Below are 19,103 nucleotides of genomic sequence, written 5' to 3'. Positions count from 1 at the left end.
AGTCTGGATATGGGAACTTTCACGACGACCACACACGACGTGCCGCTGACCGTCAGCCGACCGGATTCGCCAGGTGAGCCGAAGCATGCGGTGGTGGTTCTCCAAGAGGCGTGGGGCGTGAACAAGCACATCGAGAGCATCCTCGAGCGTCTCGCCGATGCCGGCTACCTTGCCGTGGCTCCGCACCTCTTCCACCGCGGCGCGCAGACGTCCTTCACCGACTTTCCGTCCGCCAAGGACGCGCTCATGGCACTCGACAGCACAAGCATCGGCCACGACGTACGTGCCGCTGTCGACTACAGCCGATCCGAGGGAGCAGACAAGGTCGGCTCCCTCGGATTCTGCATGGGCGGCACCGCGTCACTGTGGTGCGCCGCGGTGCCCCTCGTCGATTCTGCCGTTACCTACTACGGTGGCGGCGTTGCAGAAGCCCGATGGAATGGGATTGCGGCAGGCACCGAACTCGCTACGCAACTGCAGGTCCCATGGCTCGGCCACTACGGCGACCTGGATCCGAGCATCCCACCCGAGAGCGTCGAACAATTGCGCGCAACTGCCTCCGACCTCGCCCAGGTGTACCGCTATGCCGATGCCGGCCACGCGTTCAACAACGACACTTCGGCCAGCCACTATGCCCCAGATTCTGCTGCCCTCGCGTGGACCCGCACTATGGAGTTCTTCGCCGAAACCCTGTGATTCCAAGATGAGTCAGGGAACTCGCTTGACGACGGTCCCCGTGACCTCGTCCTGAATCTGGTCGGCATCTATTGCTCGACTCTGCGCCCGACGCGATCGAGTGAAGTAGTAGATGCCGATCACGGCCAGGACAAACGGAACTCCGAACACCAGCGTCATCTTGAAATCGTCGACCCACAACGTGGTGATCAGAATCGCGACCATGAGGGCACCGCCGAGGATTGTCCCCACGGGAAGGAACGGGATCGTAAAGGAGAGCTTTGTTCCGTCCTCTTTCATCCGCTTGCGAAAGAACCAGTGCGTCACGAAGATCAGTAGCCACGTCGCCATAGCCCCGAACATCGACAACGAAATCATCAAGGTGAATGCCTGCTCGGGAAAGAGCACGTAGACAATTGTCGCGACGGCGATACCCGACGTCGACAGCAACAAGGCGTTGACCGGTGAGCCGTTGGCTCGGACTTTGCCGAGAATTGCCGGTGCGTCACCGGCGCGTGAGAGCGAGAACATCATGCGCGAAGACACGTACAACTGACTGTTCATCGCGGACAGTGCGGCAATGATCACCACGAAGTTCAGCACGCTGTCTGCGCCCGGAATCTTCACGACCTGCATCACCGTGACGAAAGGGCTTCCGCCGCTCAAGATCTTGTCCATCGGAGCGATTGCCAGTATCAAGGCAAGCGTTGCAATGTAAAAGACGAACAGCCGAACGATCGTCACACGGAATGCTTTCTTCACCGCCACTGCCGGGTTTTCCGCCTCACCGGCTGCAATGGCGATCATCTCGATGCTCAAGTAGCTGAAGATCGATACGATCACGGCAAACCACATGCCGGACAAACCATTCGGGAAGAATCCGCCACCCGACGTGTAATTGTGGAATCCATAGTCAGGATTTCCACTACCGAACACGACATACGCTGCCATCACGATGAACGCCACGATCGCGAAGACCTTGATCGTCGAGAACCAGTACTCCATCGTTCCGAAAGCCTTGACGTTGAACATGTTCACCCCGATCAGCACTCCGGAGAACAACACGATCCACAGCCACGACGGTACGTCGGCGAACCAGAACTGCATGTATTCACCGATAGCGGTGACCTCGGTACCGACAGCGAGGACGATGCACGACCAGTAGAGATAGCGAACGAGGAAGCCGATCAACGGTCCGACGTAGAACTCTGCGTACGCACCGAACGAACCCGATGTCGCATGTGCGACGGTCATTTCGGCGAGAGCACCCATCAGCAGCAGGGCGATCAACCCACCGATCGCGTAACTGATGATGACGCTCGGGCCGGCAAATCCGATGGCGAACTTACTGCCGAGGAAGAGTCCGGTGCCGATTGCACCGCCGAGCGCGATCATGCTCATCTGCTTGGGGCCGAGTTCGCGTTTGAGACCTGATTCTCGCTGCTGAATGTTTTTGAAATCACTCATGAAAGCTCCTTGCGAAAGGCGGTACCTCCCGGTCCGCGGAAACTTGGAAGAATCAGGTGACTGCGTCGCGCTCGCGGAATTCGGGGCGATCCCAGGACTTGTTCTCGAGGATGTCTCGCAACACGTCGACGGCGTTCCACACGTCGGCGTAGCCGAGATAGAGCGGAGTGATACCGAACCTCAACACTCCTGGTTCGCGGTAGTCGCCGATGACGCCCCGCGCGATGAGAGCCTTCATGATCGAATAACCCTCGGGATGAACAAAACTCACGTGCGATCCACGACGCTCATGTTCGCGTGGCGTGATCAACTCCAAACCGTAGGCAGCGCAACGCTCCTCGACGAGGTCGATGAAGAGATCGGCCAGCGCGAGCGACTTGCTCCGGATGTCGGCCATGTCAGCTTTGAGCGCGACGTCGAGACCACATTCGACAAGCGACAACGACGTGATGGGTTGAGTACCACTCAGAAAGCGCCGTATTCCTGCGCCGGGTTCGTAGGCCGACTCCATCGCAAACGGTCGCGCGTGCCCCCACCACCCGGACAGTGGCTGGATTCCGGTGTTCTGATGACGACGGTTGACCCAGATGAATGCGGGCGAGCCGGGACCACCATTGAGATACTTGTACGTGCACCCGACCGCGAAGTCGGCGTCGGCGCCGCCCAGGTCGACAGCGACGGCGCCAGCCGAGTGTGCGAGATCCCAGATCATGAGCGCGCCACGCTCCTGCACTGCTGCAGTGACTTCCGTCATCGCATACAGGTTTCCGGTGCGGTAGTTGACGTGCGACAACATCACTACGGCGGTGTCCGGTCCTACTGCTTCGGTGAGGTCGCCCGGTTGGTCGATCAGGCGTAGTTCGTATCCCTGATCGAGCAGCGAGATGATGCCCTCCGCAATGTAGAGGTCAGTGGGGAAATTGTCTCGCTCGGAGACGATTACCTTCCGGCTGGGATCCTGCGCAGCCGCGATGGACAGTGCGGAGGCCAATGCCTTGAACAGGTTGATCGACGTCGAATCCGTTACTACCACTTCGCCTTCACCTGCTCCCAGCAACGGGGCAAGTTTGTCACCGAGGCGGATCGGGAGGTCGAACCATCCAGCCTCGTTCCAACTGCGAACCAAGCCGTTGCCCCACTCGCCGCCGATCACTCTCGCGGCGTATTCCTGTGCAGCAATGGGACGCGCGCCGAGCGAGTTTCCGTCGAAGTAGAGGACGCCCTCTGGAATCGCGAACTCGCGGCGGAACTCCCTCAAGGGATCCACTGCGTCGGCCTTGACGCAGTCTTCCAACGAAAGGGTGGTTGTCGATGTCATGACGATTCTTCTCCTGCATGTGTCGGCGTTGAAAGTGATGAAGGCAGAGTCCGGAGCACTGCGCGTACCGGGCTGGCATCGAGGTCGAGGAACTTCAGCGGCAGGGCGATCAACTCGTAGTAGCCTTCGTCGACGTCGTCGAGGCAGAGTCCTTCGAGGATCGCGACGCCACGATCGCTTGCCGCGTGGTGCCCGTCCATGGTCTTGCTGTCCATCGGATCGAACGAGGCGCCGTCGATTCCGATCAGAACGCCACCGCGGTCGGCGAACCAGTGCGTCAGCTCCGGAGAAACGCCGGCGAAGTCGTTGTCCCACTCGCGCGGGTACTTCCGGTACGTCCTCAGGATCAGCCGTTGCGGCAGATGGCCGCCGAGTCGCTCCACCGTCTCTTCGACGGGCCTGACGCAGGCGGCACCGTCGACCCCCGTCATGTCGACCACCAGAGCCTCGCCGAGATAGGGCTCGAGGGGAACAGAACCGATAGTCGCGCCGTCGATGCGGGTGTGCGCCGGCGCATCGGCGTGAGCACCGATATGCGGAGTGGTGGTGATTCGGTTGATCGTGACGGCGTCGCTGCCGCCGAGGTCTGACGTGACAGCGCGGGTGAAGGCGGTATCGCCTGGCCACACGGGCGTCGATTCGGAGATCGTCGGGCTGATGTCGATCAACCGTGCCACCCAGTCGCCCGCGTGTCCGTCGCCCGTGTGTCGGCCGATCCTCGGAAGCATCCAGACCCCTTCGTCGCAACAGTCGACTGTGCCGATCTCGACCGTTTGATAATTCGATGTGTTTGGCAAAAGCTAGAATCATCGACGGGCGCGGTCAATAGTTGCTGAATATTTTCGCGACGACAGGGAGAAATCGGATGATAAATGCGATCGAACGGGCAGCTGCCGCGGCGCGGCCGAATCATGTTCGGCTCGACGACGTCGATACGGCGATTCTCCGCGAACTCGTCCGGGATGCACGCATCCCCAACAATGCGCTCGCCGAGAAGGTCGGGATAGCGCCGTCGACCGCCCTGGCGCGGATGCGCGCTCTACGCGAATCGGGCGTCATCAAGGGGTTTCACGCAGACATAGACCTCGAGCTACTCGGCCTCGAGATCTCGGCGATGGTGTCGATTCTGATTCACTCCCACGCCAGGAGTCGGATGACGGAAATTGCCGAGCACCTGAGCGGACTGGATTCCGTTCAGCGAGTGTTCCTGATGAGTGGGGACCGTGATCTTCTGGTGCACGTGTCGTGCGAATCCCCTACTCGGCTTCGCGATTTCGTCAGCGCGCACCTCAACGATCCGGCCATCGCCAACACACAGACCAACCTGATCTTCAGCGAACTACGACAGGGCGATTGAACAACAGGGGCGATTGAACGACAGCAAGATTGAAACAAGGGTGGCCGAGGAACACCCCGTCTAACGATTCTCGAACGCTCTACGAGCGAAGCTCGCCCAGATGTAGAGATACGAGCTCGGCGAGATGCACGGCAACCTGATCCAACGGACGCACCGATCGCGACGAGATGGCGAGGACCGCGGCGCCCTCTATCGCGCACACCGTCGTCGCGGCAAGTGATCGGGCCACGGACTCACCTACCCCCGCGCGCTCGAGCTGCGCGGCAAGCAGGTTCATCCAATCGTCGAATACCTCCGCGGCAACTGCCGGCGCCAAGGGAGCCTCGGTGCCACCCAGTGCCGCAGCGACGATCGGGCATCCGGCGGTGAAATCACTGGCTTCCAGTGTGTCCTTCCACATCTGAACGAAGGCGACAAGACTCTCGACAGGACCGTCCGTCGCGGTGAATTCCGCGATGATCGAACTCATCAGCTGCCCGGCCACCCGCGTGGACTCCTCGACGAGCTGTGCCTTCCCCCTCGGGAAGTTCTGATAAACCGAGCGCCGAGCGGTATCGCTCCGAGCCAGCAAGTCGGTGATTCCCGTACCGGCAACGCCGCGTTCCCGCACGAGGGCGATCGTGCCTGCGATGAGCCGTTCTCGCGGACTCGGTGTTTCTCGCGGACTCGGTGTCATGAGTATCCATCCTCGGGTTCAGCGACCGACCCTTGCGGTAGCACGATCAGTCTACTATCTTATCCAGAATACGTTACTGCCATTCACATATACATGGCCGAGGCGCTCGGGTACACCCCGCCGTCACATCCACGAAGGACTTCACATGACAGCCTTGAACCAACCTTTTCCTCGCGTGGCGACACGGTTCGTCGAAGCCTCGGACGGGGTACGACTGGCAGTGTTCGAGCGGGGGAACCCGAGTGGGCCGACAGTTCTGTGCGTGCACGGATTTCCCGATGACCACGAGGTCTGGGACGGAGTGACCAGCGAACTCGCGTCGACGATGCGTGTGGTGACTTTCGACGTGCGAGGTTCGGGAGCGTCCGGGCACCCGAACCGGATCAGGGACTATCGACTCGACCAGTTGGCAGACGACATCGGTCGGGTACTCGACGAGGTCTCGCCCGGGCGTCCGGTGCATCTGGTCGGGCACGATTGGGGTTCTGTGCAGGCCTGGCATGCCGCCACCGCTTCAGCACAGAGGCACCACTTCGCGTCGCTGACCTCGATCTCCGGACCTTGCCTCGATCACGTTCCCTATTGGATACGGTCACGCCTCGCAGCGGGACCCGCCGGCTGGAAAGACATTCTGGGACAGTGGAAGTCGCCACTGTACATGGGTTTCTTCCAGCTCCCGTGGATTGCACCGCTGGCGTGCCGGCTAGGCCTGGTCGACAGAACAATCACTCTGGCCTCGCTTTTCGAAACTTCGAGCTCCGAGTCGGCAGCGCGTTCCGCCCCGGTCTCGGCGCACCGCGCTCGCGAGAATCGCAGCGCCCTCCGGATCTACACCGCAAACTTGCTTCCGCGCCTGCTTCGCCCGCAACAGCGCACCACTGATCTGCCCGTACAGGTTCTTGCTCCCCGTCGGGACATCTTCATCACTCCCGCAAGCCAAGTCGACATCGGTCGCTGGGCAGCCGATTCACGGGTTCACTCCGTCGACGGCGGTCACTGGATACCTCTGTTCAACCCGACAGTCGTTGCCGATCTCGTGCGGTCCTTCGCCCGGGAGCACGCAGAAGAAACCACCGAATCGAACGGAGAACCACGATGAGCGCACACACCGACGTCGACAAAGACGCAGACAAGGTCGCCCTCGCAGCCCGAAACGTGTCCTGGGACTGGACCGGGCTGCCGATGCACTACTTCGACGCCAATCCGTTCGCTACGCACCTGGCAAACGGGATGAACATGCTCCTGCCCGAGGGCGAAGTGTTCTTCGTCGACGTCTTCCAACAAGCACTGCCCCTGATCAAGGACGACGCCGTTCGCGCGGACGTGATCGGGTTCATCGGCCAGGAAGCGACACATTCCTCGGCACACCAATCGCTGCTCGAGTATCTCAATGGCGAGGGACTCGACACCGAACCGTTCGTCGAGCAGATCCGGTGGATGTTCCGCCGCCTTCTAGGCGACCGTGATCTCACCGGACGCAAAGCCCAGTCTTGGCTCCTCGAACGTGTCGCTCTCGTCGCCGCCCTCGAACACTTCACTTCCTACCTCGGGGATTGGGGGCTCAACGCCCGAGGCTGGGACAAAACCCTCGACCCGAAAGTCCTCGATCTGTTCCGCTGGCACCTGGCCGAGGAAGTCGAACACCGCCATGTGGCGTTCGACCTCTTCACCCACCTCGACGGCGGCTACCTGCGAAGAGTACGTACTTGGATAATCGCTGCACCGATGCTCGTCATTCTCTGGGTGCGGGGCATTCGCTACATGATGTCAGTGGATCCTGCGCTCGGCGGAAACACCCGGCGGATCAAGCTCCGCGATGTTCGCCTGGCGATGAAGAAGGGCCTGATGCCAAGTCCGTGGAGCCTGACACGGATGTTCTTCGAGTACTTCCGCCCCGGCTACCACCCGTCGCGGTACGGCTCGACCAGCCAAGCAGTTGCCTACCTCGCCTCGTCACCGGCAGCTCGCGCCGCCGCCTGAGTAACGCACACCGCCCGATCTGGAGTACGCGAATGACCCGATTCAGTCCCCCACCCGTACCTGCGTCCCTGCGCCGACCACACAAACCTGACCGACTGATGTCCGGCCTGCAGTCCCTGATCCGCGGATACTCCGCCGTGACCAGCCGGGTGCGCATCATCGAACCCACCCCAGTCGACCGGACACTGAGCCTCGTCGTGACAGAGACGAACCTCGAGGCCGACGGAGTGCGGAGCCTGCGTCTGGAATCCGCAGACGGGACCATCCTGCCGCGGTGGTACCCGGGCGCACACATCGATCTGACGCTCCCTTCGGGAACGATCAGGCAGTACTCGCTCTGCGGCGATCACACCGATACGCGTAGTTACCGGATCGCGGTCCGCCGGATCGCTGACGGCGGAGGAGGATCGACCGAGATTCACGATCGAGTGACTACGGGTACCGCACTCACCGGAGGCGGCCCTCGAAACGCGTTTCCCTTCGCGTACCCGCACCTGGCACGAGCAGACATCTCCCGAGTCACCTTCATCGCCGCAGGCATCGGTATCACCGCGATTCTGCCCATGGTGCGTGCCGCGGCGTCGTCGTATGTCGATTGGCATCTGACCTACCTCGGCCGGGACACCCGGTCCATGCCGTTTCTGGGCGAGATCAGCGAATTGGACTCCAACCGGGTCCGGATCCTCACCGGCCCGCGCCGCCCGGCCGCAGAACTGCTTACACACGCCGGCCCAGCTACGTCCGTCTATTTCTGTGGCCCGCCGGCCCTCCTGACCGACATTCGAGCCGAATTCGACCGAACAGGCTCCGCCGGTCTGCATTTCGAGAGATTCATCCCCGCACCTGTTGTCGGGGGAAAGCCCTTCGAGATCCGATTTGCGCACAGCACGGATTCGATTGACGTCGCCGCGGACCAGTCTGCGCTCGCTGCAATAAGAACCGCAAGGGCCGATGTGAGGTTCTCGTGTCAGCAGGGATTCTGCGGCACGTGCCGAGTACGGGTCATCAGCGGAGAGGTCGACCGCCGAGGACGATCAGCGTTCCTCGACGAACCAGACACCATGCTCGTCTGCACCGATCGAGCCAACTCCGCCCAACTCACCATCGAACTGTAACCGCGAGTGATCAATCCAAGCCCAGTGTGAGAGGCTGACCAACCATGTCGACGTCCGATTCCGTCACACCACTTTGCCCGCCGGAATTAGCCTCCGGCGCCAAGAGATTCGCAGTTCGCCCCGGCTTCACCGGCCTGCATTGGACAAACGTGGCCAAACAATTGTCGCCCGGCGGCCGGGAAATCCTTCGCAGAGACTTCGTTCCGGTTGCGGTCGAAACATTCACCGGAACTGCCCCGGAGTTCTGGAGCGACTGGCTCTCCGATGCCAAACTTGATGACCTCAAGGGTCTGGTCGTCGTGCTCGATGCGAGTGGTACTCCCGCAGCCTGGGTCGCAAGCAATCAACGAGAATTCGGCGGACGGTCATGCTTCTATGCCAACTCGGCGGGAGTGCACCCGAACTACCAAGGGTCAGGTCTCTCGAGCGCAATTTGGCGAGAACTGTTGCGTAGCGCAATCGTTGAATCGGCGCCGCGCAGACTGTATGCGGTCATGCGTACAGCCAACCCCATCGTCTACGGCGCGTGGTCGGCAGGCGCAGGTGGACTCGACAAGGCATATCCGTCACCGATCTCCACCGAAATTCCCGATCGTGTCCAGCGAATCGCGAAGGACGCAGCAGCGTACCTCGGTCAGCTCGACCGACTCGACCCGAACACTTTGATCATCGAAAATGCCTACGAACACACCGAGAACGGGCTTTGGACCGAACGGCCCACGTCAGATCAAGACTCCGTCGACAGCTGGATGCAGGCCTCCCTCGGCCCGAAAGACGCGATCATGCTCATCGTGGCATTCGACCCGATCCCCTTGCTGTTCGACGAGATCGTGCGAACCGTGCGCATACGTTCGGGAATCGGCACAGCCGGGTCGTCGAGGAGCTCCCGCAAGGCGTGAGGAGATCGTCCGCAATCAGCGGAGATCACCAACTAAGGTCGAAGTATGTTGCCGCTGGGGTTGTCCATGCTCTGGGAAACGGTGGAGCCGGAAGCTGCGCTGGAAGAGCGATTCGGATTCAACGGCTTTGGCGCAGCCACCCGTTGGGTCTCGGCGGTACTCGAGCAGACTTGGGGATTGACGGCCCTCGAGTGCTCCCGAATGGCGATCAGTGACCAGAACGCGATTGTGTGGGTTGCGAGCGACCGAGGTGGGCTGGTGGTGAAGTGGTCGCGAGCCACAGAGCGCTTCGCGAACCTGGAGGCATCGACGCGCCTGCTGAGCGCACTCGCTGAGGTGGGTATACCCGTTCCGTCGCCGATCACGTCCCTGAACGGATTGGACAGGGAAACACTGCTGGTCCGGGAAAAACTGCTGGTCCGGGAAAAACTGGAAGGCCCATCGTGCGCAGTGTCATTCACCGTACTGCCGGAGTTGGCGGGAGATTGGTTGGACGTGCAGGACCACTCGGCGGTCCGGTCGGCCGGGGCCTGTCTGGCAGAGATACACCGAGCGCTCGGTGCCACCCACGTCGACGGGTCGGTGTTCTCGTCGCGCACTACCGGGTTGAAGGAGCGCATCGGTGGCTGGCTGGAGAATTTCAACCGCGGGTTTGCGCCTGAGGCGTCACGTAAGCTCACGAACCTCCTGGAGCGGGCGTCCGAACTCGATGACCGAACTCAACTGGTACACAACGACTTCCGCGCAGCCAACATCTTGACTCGAAACTCTCAGACCACCGGAGTACTCGACTTCGACGACGTGGTGATCGACCATCGGGTGAGCGACCTGGCCAAGGCAAGCGTCTATCTGGGCACCCTGTTCACCGATTGGCGACCGACACCGGTCGCGGTACGGCAGAGCCTGCGTGCCGGCTACGAATCCGTCCGACCTCTCAGCCGATCCGAGTCGGAATGGTTCGAGATCCTCGAGCTGTGGCACGGCCTGATGGCAATCCCGGGTGAGAACGACACCGCCGGTTGGGCCTCCGCGTTGTAACGAAAGTGGGGACACCGATACCGGCGTCCCCACTTCGCTTCTGATCACATCAGGATCCGGCGCGAATCCATTCTTCGAGATGCGGCGCCTCGGTACCGATCGTCGTGCCGTCGCCGTGACCGGTGTGAACCTTGGTCTCGGCGGGGAGCGCGAACAGCTTGTCGCGAATGGACCCGATGATGGTCGGGAAATCGGAGTACGACCGCCCGGTTGCCCCGGGACCACCGGAGAACAAGGTGTCGCCGCTGAACAGTTCGCCGGCCTCCGGCAGGTAGAGGCACGTCGACCCCGGCGAATGGCCGGGCGTGTGGATGGCCAGAATGTCCGTGCCCGCCAAAGCAATACGCTGATCATCTTCCAAGCTCAGATGCTTCACCCCGGGGTGAGTCATCTCCCAGAGCACATCGTCGGCCGGGTTCAGGTAGATCGGAGCGTCGAGCTTCTCGGCCAGCTCCGGCGCAACCGTGACGTGATCGTTGTGACCGTGGGTGCAGACGATTCCGATCACCTTGCGTCCACCGACAGCGTCGATGATCGGCTGCGCGGTGTGGGCTGCGTCGACAATTACCACTTCGTTGTCGTCACCGATCAGCCAGATGTTGTTGTCGACGTCCCACGTTCCGCCGTCGAGACTGAACGTGCCCGAGGTGGCTACACGATCCACACGCAATGTCACAGGACCACCACCGAACGAAGGACCTCGCCGCGGTGCATCGTCTCGAAGGCCTTCTCCACCTCGTCGAGCTTGATGCGCTCGCTGACGAACTTCTCGAGCGGCAGACGCCCCTGCTGGTACAGGTCGACCAGAACGGGGAAGTCACGCTCGGGCAGGCAATCGCCGTACCACGACGACTTGAGGGCTCCGCCGCGCGAGAAGAAGTCCACCAGAGGCATTTCCAGCTTCATGTCCGGCGTCGGAACTCCCACCAGCACTACGGTTCCCGCGAGGTCGCGGGCGTAGAACGCCTGCTTCCACGTCTCGGGACGGCCGACTGCGTCGACAACCACGTCGGCACCGAAACCTCCGGTCAGCTCCTGGACCGCCTCGACGACGTCGTCGACCTCGGTGGCATTGATCGTGTGCGTGGCACCAAGTTCTGTGGCCCACTCCAGCTTTCGGGGATCGCGGTCGATCGCGATGATGGTGTTGGCACCGGCCAGGCGTGAACCCATGATCGCTGCGTCGCCGACGCCGCCGCAACCGATCACGGCAACCGAATCACCGCGTCCGACGTTGCCGGTGTTCATCGCGGCGCCCATGCCGGCCATGACGCCGCAACCGAGCAGTCCGACGACAGCCGGATCGGCCGAGGCGTCGACCTTGGTGCACTGGCCTTCGTGAACCAGCGTCTTGTCTGCGAATGCGCCGATGCCGAGTGCCGGCGTCAGTTCCGTGCCGTCTTCGAGCGTCATCTTCTGCTCGGCGTTGAACGTGTCGAAGCAGTACTGCGGGCGGCCACGCTTACACGCGCGACACTGCCCGCACACGGCACGCCAGTTGAGCACGACGAAGTCGCCCACCTCGACATGAGTGACACCGGGTCCGACACTCTCGACGATGCCCGACGCCTCGTGCCCGAGCAGGAACGGGTACTCGTCGTTGATTCCGCCGTCGCGGTAGGTCAGATCGGTGTGGCACACACCGCACGCTGCAATGGCGATCACTACCTCGTTGGCCCCGGGATCGGGAATCGTGATGGCGACGATTTCGACGGGGGCACCCTTGGATCGGGCGATGACGCCGCGTACCTGCTGTGGCATGGCTTTGCTCCTGGCTTCGTGCGATTTGAGGACGTGTCGTCACATGACGCCGTGTTTTCACATTGCGATATGTGCACTCGTTGAAAGGTTAGCCCGAAGCAGGTGCCCGCAACCCTGGCCGAACTGACTGACCGACCTGGCCGAAAGGACTAGGGCGCGGGCTTCACGCCGGCCTCGGCGCCCGCGGCGGCGGCCGCGCCCCGACTCTCGACGCCCAATTTCCGCAGGACCCCGGCAACATGAAACTTGACTGTGCTCTCACTGACACCGAGTCGCTCCGAGATCGCCTTGTTGCGCCGTCCGGCCACCAGATGCTCGAGTACCTCGAACTCCCGCGGTGCCAGTTCTGCGAGGACGTCGCGATTCGGTAGGGCGACGGGGGCGTCGAGCGGGATGGTTGCGCTGATCCGGTTCCCCCACCCAGGCGTCGACTCGGACTCGACGGTTCCACCCAAAGTCTCTACCCGAGAACGTAATTGACGTTCCACATCGATCACGTCGGCTTCACCGCCGCCGTCGTCGCGAATGTCGATCGAGAGTGAGGCCGCGTCGAGCGTCCAGGCCACCCGGATACGCGAGAGCGTCCGCTGATCCGACAAAGCCAAGACCGCGCCGCGAACCACTGCTCGGGCGCCGTGCGCCACTTCGCCGGGCAGACCGCGACCGTCGACGGGTGGCTCCACCAACTCCAACGCGATTTCCCGATGCTTGAGCAGCGAACGCAATTCCCCACGCATCCGCGCAAAAGCCGTGGTGGTCGACTCTTCGGCCAACTCGCGGTGCACGTCGACGGCTGAACGCAGGCCGATCAGGGCCGAGGCCGCAGTTTCCCTGGCCGAGGTTCGAGCACGCGTGTCGTCGAGATCCGCCGAGCGTAGCGTTGCCAGCATCGTCTCGAGAGTGGCCGCATGCACCTCGGTCATCTCTGCGACGGTGCGTGCTCGCTCGGACGACGCTGCCCGCGACTCGGCCAGGTATGCCGGGCTCGCGTTCCGCACCTGGAGCTGAATTCCGGTTGCAGTCACCGCGAACAGTGCCTGGATCAATTCGAGGGATGCCGCCTTCACCGGTCCGGGGTGCGGCGTCAGCACGAGGAGGGTGTCTGTTCGATCGAGCATCGCGAGCACTTCACGCTCGCGGCCGGCAATGGCAGACTTCCCCCGAAAGATCTGTCCGACAGTGAGATCCGTACGGATACGGTCGAGTTCGGCGATGGTCACACGATCGACGACGGCCGGATCCCCGGCCACCTTGCGCGGCCTACCGGTGCACTCTCGGGTGAAGATCACCAGGGAGGTGTGCGGCGCCATATCCGCGATCAGCGTCGAAAATCGTCGGCCGATTTCGGGTAGCGGTCCCACCAACACGTCTCGAAGGGCGGTGATCAGTAGCGCATTGTCGGTGGTGCTCACCGTTCAACGATAACCATCCGGTTCACTGGTGCAGCGTGGTCTTCATGAGCATCACGTTGTAGTCGGACCACGTGGTAGCGAGAAAGTAGAGGTCCTGCCCCTGCGACCAGGGGTGCATGTACGCGCCGTAGAGGCCCGGAACCTCGTCGGTGCCGATCACGACGTCCGGTGCGCTCCACGGTCCGGTCAGGTCCGAGGCCGTCCGCAGCACCAGCGCTCCCCACTCGTTGGAGTACATCGCGACGAACTTGCCGAGATAGTTGTTGTACTGCACCGACAGTTCGCTGACATCCCCGTCGAGAACTACCGCCGCGGCAGCGGGATTGTTGGGGACCCACGCCTTTCCGTCCCAGTATTCGTACGCCGCGACGTCCGCGATGGAGGCTTCCTTCACCCGCGAGAGTCGTCCCTCGCCGAAACGTCCAGCTGGGGTACCGAAGTTGTAGACGTAACCATCGTCTTTGACAAAGGAGCCCATCTGGAAGTTGTCGTTACCCGTCAACGGCAGATTCGGCCGGGACGAGGCCGGTTCGATCTGCCAGGTCTCACCGTTGTCGTGCGAGGACGCGATCTGCGAGAAGTTGGTGACCCACTCGCCCGACCCACCCCACGACCGAATCGACATGTAGTTGACGTATTGAACGCCGCCCACGGAGATACCCGTCGTCGGAATGCTGCTGGTTTCGACGCCGGTGACTTTCAGACTTCCGATGATCTCGCGTGAGTGATTCGGCCGGTCGGTCGGTGAGGAGTCGATGTTCATGCCGTCGGACAAATTTCCGTCCGAGCTACGGAACAGGACGTTGCTGCGCCAGTCGCCGACCACCCCGGAGCACAGAGGATCAGATCCGATACCGACGGTGTCACCGAAAGCTGTCAGGACCTGACCTGCACCGTTGTCCCACATGATGCCGAGATCCGTACCGAGGACGTTGAACCGCTCGACGGTTTGGTTGGGGCTGAGCGCTCCCGTGATGTACTCGACCGCCGAGGTGCGCCCCTGCAGTTCCGGAAGTTTCCCGTCCGTTCCATTGAGCCAGGGAATCGGATTGGTCGGCCCGCCTGTTTGATCCAAGCTGCCGGTGACGTTGCAATCCCACGGGGATGCATGCGCTTGGGTCGCCCCCAAGACCGCGGTCGACGCGAGTACACACGTCACTGCTGCTGTCGATATCTTCCGAATCCGGCGCATCGCTCCCCTTTCGCGGGGGGAGCTCCGGACTCTACGAGGTGTGTTGCTCGACCGGATCGGTTTATCCACCCACGAGAACACAAGGTAACAGGTAAATCGGTCAATCTAGACAAAACGGGCCTATTTCGTGGAGATGGATTTCAACCATTTCTCCATCACGGCTGCGGCAATCTCGAGCCCCTGCGACTCGGCACCACCCAACTGCTCCATAAAGATGCGCGGACCGTCCACTCCCAACGAAGCATGCAGCGAATCGCGGTACTCGGCCAGTTCCATCCATTCGCGCGCCACCGCGGAGGACGCTTCGAGGTGAAACTGAACGGCGTAACTCTGCTTGTATCGGAAGAGTTGATTCGGATACTTGGCTGAACCAGCGAGCCGTACCGCACCGTCCGGAATGTCGAAGGTATCCGAATGCCATTGCATCGCAGGGAATGTGGAAGGCAGGCCACCCCAGACCGGATCTTCGTACCCCTCGGCAGTCAAGGTGATGTCCTCAACTCCGACTTCGGGTACCGCTCCCGTGTAGACGCGAGCACCCAGCGCCGCGGCGAGCAACTGCGAACCCAGGCACACTCCCCACACCGGGACGTCGTTCTCGACCAGATCGCGAATGTATTCGATCTCGGATGCCAACCACTCGACCTCGCCCTGATCGCCGACGCCCATCGGCCCACCCATCACGATCACGGCGTCGAACCGTCGATGTGCCGGAAGCGGGTCGGTGCCCAGAAGCACGGTCTCCACGTCTCCGTAGCTCTCCAGGACAGGCGAATACGCCGCTGGGGGCTCGCACTGCGCGTGTCGTAGTTCCAGAAAATGCATGTAGGCAATTCCTCTCGAATCCGGTGCCGAAAGCCTATGGTTCTATTCGACATAAGGCACATCGGCGGCGTGTGATGTGCTCTGCGCTCGAATCTCCCCATTTCCTCAACCATTTACCGACAAGGAACGTCTGTGCGCGCACCACACCTCTTTTCGACATCGATTCGCCCGTCCCCAGTTGCCGTTCGCATCGCACTCAGCGCATTCGCCTTGGCGTCACTTGCCGCATGCTCGGGAACAAGCACCGACAGCAAGGCTGAATCAAGATCCACCGCGACCACCACCGCGACCTCGACAACTCAACCCACGACGACTCAGGCAACATCGACCACCTCGGCGGCCGTTACGACGAATTCTCCACTGGTCACGACCCCAGCCGCCGCGGAAGTGACGCCCGCTGCAGCTCCCGCGATCATGCCCAACGTCGTGTGCATGAATCTTCAAGATGCGCAGGACACCATTCAGTCGGCCGGAGTCTTCTTCTCGAGAAGCGCTGACGCAACTGGAGCGGGTCGACGCCAGCTGGTCGATTCCAACTGGATTGTCGTCGATCAGACACCCTCTGCCGGAAGCCCTTTCGGGGAAATAGAAGCCGTGCTCTCGGCCGTGAAAATCGGCGAACCGAACCCCTGCTGATCGGCTGAGTTCTCGAACTTCGCAATTCCGGGAACACTGCGCCCTACTTGACAACTACCTCCGACCTCCTTCACTGTAGTCAACATTACGAGTATCCAATATATTGGATGCGAAAGGTTGGATTGCAACATGAAGGTGCAACGAAGACGGCAGAGCGCCCACTCTCCGCCGGCCATGAGCGACCCCGTCATCGGAATACTCGGAGGCATGGGGCCCGCCGCTACTGCCGACTTCTACTCCAAACTCGTTGCGCTGACACCAGGTTCGACGGATCAGGAGCACCCCAAAGTTGTCATCTGGGCCGATCCCACCGTTCCCGACCGGACATTGGCACTCACCGAGAACGGCCCGGACCCCACTCCGTGGCTGATCCGCGGTGCGCGCGTTCTCCGAGAGTCGGGCGCAACGACGCTCGCCATCCCATGCAATACCGCCCACGCCTTCCTGCCCGCCATCTCGTCCCAACTGGGACTTCCCGTAGTCCACATGATCGACGAAGTCGCTCGGCACATCCGGACGCTCTCACCCGCCGTGACGTCCGTCGGACTCTTGGCCACCACAGGAACGGTCCGCACCGGGTTGTATCAACAATGGCTGTCCGAATACTCGATCGACGTCCTGGTGCCCGGATCAGCGATCCAGGATGAATTGGTGATGCCGGCAATCCGGGCCATCAAGAGCGGCAACGTCGGACTCGAGACCACCGACAAACTCGTCAGGGCCGCCGATCTTCTCGCCGAATCGGGCGCGCAGGTAGTCGTGGCCGGCTGCACCGAGATTCCACTCGGACTCCCTGCCGGTGCCACAACCTGTCAGATCATCGATCCGGCAACAATTCTCGCCCGCGCTCTGCTCCTGCGCGTTGCGAACGCTCGGAAAGACGCTTCAACGGCGCAATCGGGCTGACCAGTGGCGGGCGGCCTGCAGAGTACGATATCCAGTATGTTGCGTGACGGTAAACCGGTTGAGCGAACACGAATGAGCGACATCGCTCTCGAACGCATTCGCGAAGCGATCGTCACCGGTGAACTGGCCCCGGGATCGAAGATCAAGGACAGCGAGCTCGCCGAGTATCTGGGCTTGAGCAGAACTCCGGTCCGCGAAGCACTGGCAAGGCTTGTCGACACCGGACTCGTGGAAGCGAAACCCGGTGCGTACACACGCATCACAAGCCTCGACCGCGGCGACGTCGAAGCAACACTCGCAGTCATCGAAGCTCTCGACCAACTGGCCGTCGTCACCGCAGTACCGAACCTCACCGACGAGATGATCGGGGCAATGCGTTCCGCCAACAAGGACTTCGCTGCCGCCGTCAAGCGAAACGACATAGGCCGAGCCCTGACCGCAGACGATCGCCTACACAGCGTCATCATTGATGCTGCGGCAAATCCGCTGTTGAAGAAGCTGATCCACCAAGTTCACCCACAAATTCACCGCATCTACTACCGCAAGTTCTCGAGCCTTCTCGGCAGCCAGGACTCCGTCGACCATCACAACAAGCTGATCGACCTGTGCGCAGACCACGACGCCGAGGCGGCAGCGACATTGTCGGCCGAACATCGACGCCACCTCGGCGGACTGATCGGTGAACTCTTCGACGCCGACGAGTTCACTCTCGCGGACTGACCGACGCTCCAAAGTAAGTTCGGCGCTTGCCTATATTGGCCATCACCGATATAAATGACTGATGCATGCGTTCGACGTTCTCGGAGACCCCGTTCGGCGGCGAATCCTGGAACTCCTGTCCAACGGAGAACGCTCGGCGGGTCAGATCGCAGAAGCCGTGGCAGCGGAGTTCGGGATCTCCCAACCGACCGCGTCCGGACACTTGCGAGTGCTCCGAGAAAACGGATTCGCCACCGTACGCAGCGAAGGCACCAGGCGTCTCTATGCCGTCGAGCCCGCGCCACTGCAAGAAGTGGACCACTGGCTCGACGGATTCCGGCAGTTCTGGAGCGGACCTCTCGACGCATTGGCCACAGAAGTCGCACGCGGGAAACGACACGGCTCCGGACGGAGCAAATCTTCACCATCGAATTCTTCCGAAGAAGGGGACTCACAATGACCGAGATCGCGAGCCAGGACACCAGCCTCACCGCGGTAGAGCGGAGCATGGGCAACCGCGAGATCGCCGAAGGTTCGGCTCGAACAGCCGTACTCAAGCGCCGCTACAACGCGTCGGTCGACGACGTCTGGGACGCCATCACAACCCCTGACCGCATCAACCGCTTCTTCCTCCCGGTGAGCGGAGACTTCCAGGTGGGCGGCTCTTACGCTTTCGAAGGCCAGGCGAGTGGCGAGATCCTGGCCTGCGACGCTCCACACCTGCTGCGACTGCAGTGGACCCCACCCGGCGATCGCGGATACAGCGACCAGGTCGAGATCCGTTTGACGGCAGACGGACCCGACGCCACCTGGCTCGAGTTGGAGCACGCCTCCGTCGCCGATGTGTTCCGCAACGACCCGGACACCGGCTGCTACGGCGTCGGAACCGGATGGGAAGGCCCGCTTCACTACCTGGGCGAATACCTGCGCGGCACTCTCCCTGATGCGCCGAGCACCGAGTGGTACACCTTCGACGAAGCAGAGGAGCTTCGTCTGGCCAACTTCCGCGGGTGGGAGTGGGCAAAGATCGAGGAAGAGCACGGCGGCCGGTAACGCCCAATTCTTCGAAAACGGTCACAGGATGGCCGTTTGCTTTGTATCGTGACCGAGCTGGACGTATGTCCAGCAGTTTTGGTGGCTTTCTTTC

At 61.7% G+C, this 19,103-nt stretch carries 21 protein-coding genes; 12 read left to right on the top strand and 9 right to left on the bottom strand.

Annotated features, from left to right (window positions below; all coding sequences use genetic code 11):
• The first annotated feature begins 9 nt into the window (after positions 1-9).
• Complete coding sequence (locus ACFQ6Y_RS01865) at positions 10-696, top strand: dienelactone hydrolase family protein (RefSeq protein ID WP_378628323.1); 687 nt, start codon at positions 10-12, stop codon at positions 694-696.
• Between the two features lie 12 nt (positions 697-708).
• On the opposite strand, the gene ACFQ6Y_RS01860 is transcribed toward ACFQ6Y_RS01865, so the two are convergent.
• Genes ACFQ6Y_RS01860 through kynB form a run of 3 tightly spaced genes read right to left on the bottom strand, consistent with a single transcriptional unit; the run spans position 709 to position 4,188 of the window.
• Positions 709-2,142 (bottom strand): amino acid permease, encoded by a 1,434-nt coding sequence (locus ACFQ6Y_RS01860; protein ID WP_378628321.1) that lies wholly within the window; start codon positions 2,140-2,142, stop codon positions 709-711.
• A gap of 52 nt (positions 2,143-2,194) precedes the next feature.
• Entirely contained in the window at positions 2,195-3,460 is a 1,266-nt protein-coding gene (kynU, locus tag ACFQ6Y_RS01855) for a kynureninase (protein ID WP_378628317.1), read from the bottom strand.
• A complete protein-coding gene (kynB, locus tag ACFQ6Y_RS01850) occupies positions 3,457-4,188 on the bottom strand; it encodes an arylformamidase (RefSeq protein ID WP_378628314.1) in 732 nt (243 codons plus the stop codon). Before kynB ends, kynU begins: the two co-directional genes overlap by 4 nt.
• A 137-nt stretch (positions 4,189-4,325) precedes the next feature.
• Between kynB and ACFQ6Y_RS01845 the strand changes: the two genes are divergently transcribed.
• Positions 4,326-4,817: an Lrp/AsnC family transcriptional regulator gene (locus ACFQ6Y_RS01845; RefSeq protein ID WP_019745679.1), complete on the top strand. Its 492-nt coding sequence runs from the start codon at positions 4,326-4,328 to the stop codon at positions 4,815-4,817.
• A gap of 79 nt (positions 4,818-4,896) precedes the next feature.
• Here ACFQ6Y_RS01845 and ACFQ6Y_RS01840 read toward each other — a convergent pair whose 3' ends face one another.
• The gene (locus ACFQ6Y_RS01840) at positions 4,897-5,493 is read right to left on the bottom strand and encodes a TetR/AcrR family transcriptional regulator (RefSeq protein ID WP_378530923.1); all 597 of its coding nucleotides are present in this window, start codon (positions 5,491-5,493) and stop codon (positions 4,897-4,899) included.
• 145 nt (positions 5,494-5,638) lie between these two features.
• Here ACFQ6Y_RS01840 and ACFQ6Y_RS01835 point away from each other — a divergent pair, with 145 nt between their 5' ends.
• The 5 genes from ACFQ6Y_RS01835 to ACFQ6Y_RS01815 are packed head-to-tail and all read left to right on the top strand — an operon-like array spanning position 5,639 to position 10,525.
• Positions 5,639-6,592: an alpha/beta fold hydrolase gene (locus tag ACFQ6Y_RS01835; RefSeq protein WP_378628304.1), complete on the top strand. Its 954-nt coding sequence runs from the start codon at positions 5,639-5,641 to the stop codon at positions 6,590-6,592.
• On the top strand, positions 6,589-7,473 hold the full coding sequence (locus tag ACFQ6Y_RS01830) for a metal-dependent hydrolase (protein WP_378542019.1): 885 nt from the start codon (positions 6,589-6,591) through the stop codon (positions 7,471-7,473). Before ACFQ6Y_RS01835 ends, ACFQ6Y_RS01830 begins: the two co-directional genes overlap by 4 nt.
• Before the next feature lie 32 nt (positions 7,474-7,505).
• Positions 7,506-8,588, top strand: a complete 1,083-nt coding sequence (locus ACFQ6Y_RS01825; protein WP_378628301.1) for a PDR/VanB family oxidoreductase — start codon at positions 7,506-7,508, stop codon at positions 8,586-8,588.
• A gap of 44 nt (positions 8,589-8,632) precedes the next feature.
• Complete coding sequence (locus ACFQ6Y_RS01820; RefSeq protein ID WP_378628299.1) at positions 8,633-9,487, top strand: GNAT family N-acetyltransferase; 855 nt, start codon at positions 8,633-8,635, stop codon at positions 9,485-9,487.
• 45 nt (positions 9,488-9,532) lie between these two features.
• Complete coding sequence (locus ACFQ6Y_RS01815) at positions 9,533-10,525, top strand: phosphotransferase enzyme family protein (RefSeq protein ID WP_378628297.1); 993 nt, start codon at positions 9,533-9,535, stop codon at positions 10,523-10,525.
• 49 nt (positions 10,526-10,574) lie between these two features.
• On the opposite strand, the gene ACFQ6Y_RS01810 is transcribed toward ACFQ6Y_RS01815, so the two are convergent.
• The 5 genes from ACFQ6Y_RS01810 to ACFQ6Y_RS01790 all read right to left on the bottom strand — a co-directional run bounded on the left by ACFQ6Y_RS01810 (position 10,575) and on the right by ACFQ6Y_RS01790 (position 15,715).
• Complete coding sequence (locus ACFQ6Y_RS01810) at positions 10,575-11,201, bottom strand: MBL fold metallo-hydrolase (RefSeq protein WP_378628295.1); 627 nt, start codon at positions 11,199-11,201, stop codon at positions 10,575-10,577.
• A complete protein-coding gene (locus ACFQ6Y_RS01805; protein WP_378628292.1) occupies positions 11,198-12,286 on the bottom strand; it encodes an S-(hydroxymethyl)mycothiol dehydrogenase in 1,089 nt (362 codons plus the stop codon). Before ACFQ6Y_RS01805 ends, ACFQ6Y_RS01810 begins: the two co-directional genes overlap by 4 nt.
• A gap of 149 nt (positions 12,287-12,435) precedes the next feature.
• Positions 12,436-13,698 (bottom strand): LuxR C-terminal-related transcriptional regulator, encoded by a 1,263-nt coding sequence (locus tag ACFQ6Y_RS01800; RefSeq protein WP_378628290.1) that lies wholly within the window; start codon positions 13,696-13,698, stop codon positions 12,436-12,438.
• Between the two features lie 22 nt (positions 13,699-13,720).
• Positions 13,721-14,890, bottom strand: a complete 1,170-nt coding sequence (locus tag ACFQ6Y_RS01795) for a DUF4185 domain-containing protein (RefSeq protein ID WP_378628287.1) — start codon at positions 14,888-14,890, stop codon at positions 13,721-13,723.
• A 120-nt stretch (positions 14,891-15,010) separates the two neighbouring features.
• The gene (locus ACFQ6Y_RS01790) at positions 15,011-15,715 is read right to left on the bottom strand and encodes a type 1 glutamine amidotransferase (RefSeq protein ID WP_378628282.1); all 705 of its coding nucleotides are present in this window, start codon (positions 15,713-15,715) and stop codon (positions 15,011-15,013) included.
• Positions 15,716-15,847: 132 nt separating this feature from the next.
• Between ACFQ6Y_RS01790 and ACFQ6Y_RS01785 the strand changes: the two genes are divergently transcribed.
• The 5 genes from ACFQ6Y_RS01785 to ACFQ6Y_RS01765 all read left to right on the top strand — a co-directional run bounded on the left by ACFQ6Y_RS01785 (position 15,848) and on the right by ACFQ6Y_RS01765 (position 19,009).
• Positions 15,848-16,351: a PASTA domain-containing protein gene (locus ACFQ6Y_RS01785; RefSeq protein WP_378628279.1), complete on the top strand. Its 504-nt coding sequence runs from the start codon at positions 15,848-15,850 to the stop codon at positions 16,349-16,351.
• Positions 16,352-16,525: 174 nt separating this feature from the next.
• The gene (locus ACFQ6Y_RS01780; protein WP_378628277.1) at positions 16,526-17,257 is read left to right on the top strand and encodes an aspartate/glutamate racemase family protein; all 732 of its coding nucleotides are present in this window, start codon (positions 16,526-16,528) and stop codon (positions 17,255-17,257) included.
• A gap of 36 nt (positions 17,258-17,293) precedes the next feature.
• Complete coding sequence (locus tag ACFQ6Y_RS01775; RefSeq protein WP_378530899.1) at positions 17,294-17,977, top strand: GntR family transcriptional regulator; 684 nt, start codon at positions 17,294-17,296, stop codon at positions 17,975-17,977.
• Positions 17,978-18,038: 61 nt separating this feature from the next.
• Positions 18,039-18,416: an ArsR/SmtB family transcription factor gene (locus ACFQ6Y_RS01770; RefSeq protein ID WP_378628274.1), complete on the top strand. Its 378-nt coding sequence runs from the start codon at positions 18,039-18,041 to the stop codon at positions 18,414-18,416.
• A complete protein-coding gene (locus ACFQ6Y_RS01765; RefSeq protein WP_260646616.1) occupies positions 18,413-19,009 on the top strand; it encodes an SRPBCC family protein in 597 nt (198 codons plus the stop codon). Before ACFQ6Y_RS01770 ends, ACFQ6Y_RS01765 begins: the two co-directional genes overlap by 4 nt.
• Positions 19,010-19,103: the final 94 nt, after the last annotated feature.

The organism is Rhodococcus sp. NPDC056516 (assembly GCF_042794655.1).
In the GTDB taxonomy this organism is placed as follows: domain Bacteria; phylum Actinomycetota; class Actinomycetes; order Mycobacteriales; family Mycobacteriaceae; genus Rhodococcus_F.
Note: the sequence above shows the minus strand (reverse complement) of the source record. Positions and strands in the feature narration are given on the sequence as shown.

Excerpts from the sequence above, each read along its gene's own strand:
- ACFQ6Y_RS01775 (WP_378530899.1), top strand. The coding sequence starts at position 17,294 with ATGTTGCGTGACGGTAAACCGGTTGAGCGAACACGAATGAGCGACATC.
- ACFQ6Y_RS01830 (WP_378542019.1), top strand. The coding sequence starts at position 6,589 with ATGAGCGCACACACCGACGTCGACAAAGACGCAGACAAGGTCGCCCTC.
- ACFQ6Y_RS01795 (WP_378628287.1), bottom strand. The coding sequence starts at position 14,890 with ATGCGCCGGATTCGGAAGATATCGACAGCAGCAGTGACGTGTGTACTC.
- ACFQ6Y_RS01790 (WP_378628282.1), bottom strand. The coding sequence starts at position 15,715 with ATGCATTTTCTGGAACTACGACACGCGCAGTGCGAGCCCCCAGCGGCG.
- ACFQ6Y_RS01845 (WP_019745679.1), top strand. The coding sequence starts at position 4,326 with ATGATAAATGCGATCGAACGGGCAGCTGCCGCGGCGCGGCCGAATCAT.
- kynU (WP_378628317.1), bottom strand. The coding sequence starts at position 3,460 with ATGACATCGACAACCACCCTTTCGTTGGAAGACTGCGTCAAGGCCGAC.
- ACFQ6Y_RS01780 (WP_378628277.1), top strand. The coding sequence starts at position 16,526 with ATGAGCGACCCCGTCATCGGAATACTCGGAGGCATGGGGCCCGCCGCT.
- ACFQ6Y_RS01815 (WP_378628297.1), top strand. The coding sequence starts at position 9,533 with ATGTTGCCGCTGGGGTTGTCCATGCTCTGGGAAACGGTGGAGCCGGAA.
- kynB (WP_378628314.1), bottom strand. The coding sequence starts at position 4,188 with ATGCTTCCGAGGATCGGCCGACACACGGGCGACGGACACGCGGGCGAC.
- ACFQ6Y_RS01805 (WP_378628292.1), bottom strand. The coding sequence starts at position 12,286 with ATGCCACAGCAGGTACGCGGCGTCATCGCCCGATCCAAGGGTGCCCCC.
- ACFQ6Y_RS01765 (WP_260646616.1), top strand. The coding sequence starts at position 18,413 with ATGACCGAGATCGCGAGCCAGGACACCAGCCTCACCGCGGTAGAGCGG.
- ACFQ6Y_RS01770 (WP_378628274.1), top strand. The coding sequence starts at position 18,039 with ATGCATGCGTTCGACGTTCTCGGAGACCCCGTTCGGCGGCGAATCCTG.
- ACFQ6Y_RS01840 (WP_378530923.1), bottom strand. The coding sequence starts at position 5,493 with ATGACACCGAGTCCGCGAGAAACACCGAGTCCGCGAGAACGGCTCATC.
- ACFQ6Y_RS01865 (WP_378628323.1), top strand. The coding sequence starts at position 10 with ATGGGAACTTTCACGACGACCACACACGACGTGCCGCTGACCGTCAGC.
- ACFQ6Y_RS01860 (WP_378628321.1), bottom strand. The coding sequence starts at position 2,142 with ATGAGTGATTTCAAAAACATTCAGCAGCGAGAATCAGGTCTCAAACGC.
- ACFQ6Y_RS01820 (WP_378628299.1), top strand. The coding sequence starts at position 8,633 with ATGTCGACGTCCGATTCCGTCACACCACTTTGCCCGCCGGAATTAGCC.
- ACFQ6Y_RS01835 (WP_378628304.1), top strand. The coding sequence starts at position 5,639 with ATGACAGCCTTGAACCAACCTTTTCCTCGCGTGGCGACACGGTTCGTC.
- ACFQ6Y_RS01825 (WP_378628301.1), top strand. The coding sequence starts at position 7,506 with ATGACCCGATTCAGTCCCCCACCCGTACCTGCGTCCCTGCGCCGACCA.